Source organism: Aquidulcibacter sp., assembly GCF_044346625.1.
Taxonomy (GTDB): Bacteria; Pseudomonadota; Alphaproteobacteria; order Caulobacterales; family Aquidulcibacteraceae; genus Aquidulcibacter.
The window spans coordinates 1-3476 of sequence record NZ_JBIIYV010000145.1 but is presented as its reverse complement, the minus strand read 5'-3'; the positions used below and the strand labels follow the sequence as shown (position 1 = coordinate 3476).

General features: G+C 57.0%; 3 protein-coding genes. All 3 read right to left on the bottom strand.

Annotated elements, in window-relative coordinates; translation table 11 throughout:
- Window positions 1-500 (bottom strand): ActR/PrrA/RegA family redox response regulator transcription factor (locus ACIQ20_RS16210; RefSeq protein ID WP_395782144.1); only part of this gene is annotated, 500 nt, incomplete at its 3' end.
- A gap of 69 nt (window positions 501-569) precedes the next feature.
- Entirely contained in the window at window positions 570-1937 is a 1368-nt protein-coding gene (locus tag ACIQ20_RS16205) for an ActS/PrrB/RegB family redox-sensitive histidine kinase (protein WP_395782142.1), read from the bottom strand.
- A 78-nt stretch (window positions 1938-2015) separates the two neighbouring features.
- Window positions 2016-3335 (bottom strand): ferric reductase-like transmembrane domain-containing protein, encoded by a 1320-nt coding sequence (locus ACIQ20_RS16200; RefSeq protein WP_395782140.1) that lies wholly within the window; start codon window positions 3333-3335, stop codon window positions 2016-2018.
- Window positions 3336-3476: the final 141 nt, after the last annotated feature.

Genomic DNA, 3476 nt, shown 5'->3' with positions numbered 1-3476 from the left:
AAGCGGCGCGCGGTTTCAGACACATTATGCCCGCACAGCTCAAACACCCGCTGAATATGTTCCCAGCGTACCCGGTCGGCACTCATGGGGTTGGCAGGGGGGTCTGGCAAATGATCGCTTTGCGCCATGAGCGCCTTGACGACATCATCAGCGTCGGCAGGCTTGGACAGATAATCAATGGCACCGGCTTTAACGGCTGCAACCGCAGTGGCAATATTGCCATAGCCGGTTAGCATCACCACCCGAGCATCGGGGCGACGCACGTGCAATTCTTCCACCACTGAAAGCCCGGAGCCATCTTCGAGGCGCAAGTCCAAAACGGCAAATGCCGGCGGGTCAGTGCGGGCGATGATCAGGGCTTCTTCAACGCCTGCTGCCGTCTTGACCGAAAAGCCGCGGCTCTCCAGCGCGCGGGCCAAGCGATTGCGCAGCGGTGCATCATCATCCATCACGAGGAGGGAGCGATCTGGAAGTGCGTCGATGACAGGGTCGGCAGCCATAGCTTTTAGTGAACCCAAACCAATCGATCTGCAAGTGACAAGACGTCGCAGGCCCTTTTTCGCTGACGGTCAGGATTTCGCAGCAATGGCTGACAAGGGCCAAACCGTTTGAACCACGGCACCCTCTCCTGGCCTTAAGCCATTCCAGAACGAGACCTGCCCGCCTGAACGCTCCAGCAAAGTTTTGGCAATGAAGAAGCCAAGCCCCATGCCTTCCCGCCCATTACCAGAGGCGGAGCCTTGCAGACTGGTGGACACATAGGGTTCGCCCAAACGGTCCAAAATGGCCTCGTCAAAGCCCGGCCCATCATCGGTGATGGTGATACGCACGCTACGCTCGTCCCATTTGGCAGAGACTGTGACGGCTTGCCTGGCATATTGAATGGCATTCTCCAGCATATTGCCCAGCCCATAGAGGATGGCAGGCTTGCGAATAACCATCAGTTCGCCCATGCCTTCAGGACCCTGAATATCAAACAGGACAGCCTTCTGGCCCATTTCGGGGTGCCGCTCCGCCACTTCCTCCAGCAATTGGCCAAAGGGCAGGGTGTCGGTCACCGATTCCGGGATTTCTTTCTGATTGGTCAGATTGCGCAATATTTCGCGGCAACGCTGGGCTTGGGACAAGATGAGTTCGGCATCTTCCATGTCGAGGCTGTTGGGCGGCAATGACCGCAGCATTTCTTTGGCTGTGACTTGGATGGTCGCCAAAGGTGTACCAAGCTCATGCGCCGCCGCAGCCGCAAGGCCACCTAAGGCCGCCAGTCTCTGTTCGCGCGCCAGCACTTCTTGGGTGGCGATCAGGGCATCTGCCAACTGGCTCTCTTCCAAGGACACACGCCAAGCATAGCTCGCCGTAAAGATCAGGCCGATGATGATCGCAAACGCCATCGCGAATTGATACAGGGCTGGAAGTTCGAAAGTGGCGGCTGGAAGCCAGGGCAGGGGATAGGAATAAAGCGCCAGTACGCAAACGCTCAAAACCGTTACGGCAATAATACTCAGCGTCCATCGAGGCTGCAGCGTTGAGGCGGCAATCGTTGCTGGCGCGATCAAGAGCAGACAGAATGGATTGGCAATCCCGCCGGTCAAATAGAGCAAAAATGCCAATTGCAGCACGTCAAAGGTTAGCTGCGCGGCTGCTTCCCACTGCCGCACCAAACGCTGTGGCGGCAAGCCAACGGTAATCATGATATTCAGCGTGATGTTCGCCGCAATCGTCACAAGGCAAGCCAGTAACGGCAATTCGAATTTGAAGCCGAAATGCACCACCAAGACGGTGATGAATTGCCCAATCAGAGCAAACCAGCGCGAACTGACCAAGGTTCGCGATCGAAGGCGGCCTACAAAGGGCGCATTGACCGCAATGGCGGCCGCAATAATCTCTTGATCTTTCGAAAGTCTGTCCATGCTATCAGCATAAGCACCCGTGGCCATTCATGTAACGCCTTTTGCATAATCCTAATGCGATAGATTGCCGCATCTGTTTAGGCACTGATCTCTTTTGCCTGCAAATTATCGCATGTCGAAAAGCTCGCGGTGGAACCGGTGGTCGGGTAGGCCGTCCTTGCGCATGGCTTGAAACAGGCTGTCGCCAAACTTCGCTGGACCGCAAAACCACACGTCCGCCTCGCGCCAATGAGGGACCCACCGAGCTACCTTCGTCAAGTCGACAAGTCCTTCTTGGCCAGTATCCACAACACGCAGGCGCACGCCCGACGCGCTGACGGCGCTGCGAACTTGATCGATGAAGCCGTCATCCGCTGCGCCAGTTGAGTAGATCAGGTCCACATCCTGTTTTTGGCCAGAAAGCGCGATGGCTTCCATTCGGGCGAGGAAGGGCGTGATTCCAACCCCGCCAGCGATCCAGAGCTGGGCACCCGTGCTCGACCCGAAGTCAAAACGGCCATAGGGCCCTTCCACCGTGACCGGCTGACCTACTTTGATCATGGTCGGCAGGCGACGGGTGTAGTCGCCCAGTCCCTTGATGCTGAAAGCCAGTCTGCCGGTATTGGCCCAGCCTGAGGATATCGTGAAAGGGTGCGCTTGCTCGCCGTCGGCAAACTTCAAAAATGCGAACTGTCCAGCAGCATGGCCGGGCCAGGCTGTGGTTAGCTTCACGCCAACATTTAAGACAGAGTTGGCCTCGTGAAAATGAAAGTCTGTTACTTCGCCCGTGAACCGCTGCGAGTTGCCGATCCGCCCGAAAATCGACAGTCCAGCGGCAATAGCTGCAGCGCCGAGGAGCGCGACTAGCAGCCATCCTATCGGTGCGCTCCAATAGCTTGACGGTATCAGAGCAACGGCATGAAAGCACAAGACAAGGAACACAAGCGCCATTAGGCGGTGTGTTTTGAAGAATAGGTGGTACGGAAACCGCCGCCACAAGGCGAGCGCGGCCAGCACGAGGAGCAGATAGAAGGCCCACTCACCTAGATCAACCGCTAGGTCCCGATAGCTTTCGAGAGGTGGAGGCTCCGCCCCGACGTTGGGTGAGCGTTTCGGCCGTTCGAGCCAGCCCAATTGAACGAGCCATTTTGGGGCCTTCTCCGACAACCAGTGGAGGACCGCGGTAGTCACAGCCGCGATACCCAGCCATTTGTGCAAGCGATAAAATTTGTCGAGCCCGCCCAACGCCTCCTCGATCTGCACCGGCCTTGCCGCCAGCAGAATGGCCGCAGACATGAAAGCGATGGCTAAAATTCCGGTCAGAAGCACGAGCAGCCCGCGGACTGACCAGAAGTTGCCTGTAAGAAGCGACACGTTGATGCTGAGCAGCCATGCCGCAATCACCATAATGGCGAAAACGACAAATGCCAGCTTTATGCGCGCCATGTTGACTGCCTCCGGGCACCGATGCCGCATCGATAACTTTTGGGGTGCAGGTTTAGTTCCAAACGCCAATAGCGGATCGTCCGCAATTGGACCATTTAGGCGCCTTACCTAGCCGCTGTTGGCAAAATCCGTTGAGCGATC

Bases quoted from the DNA above. Each gene is read 5' to 3' on its own strand.
- ACIQ20_RS16205 (WP_395782142.1), bottom strand. From the start codon at position 1,937: ATGGCCACGGGTGCTTATGCTGATAGCATGGACAGACTTTCGAAAGAT.
- ACIQ20_RS16200 (WP_395782140.1), bottom strand. From the start codon at position 3,335: ATGGCGCGCATAAAGCTGGCATTTGTCGTTTTCGCCATTATGGTGATT.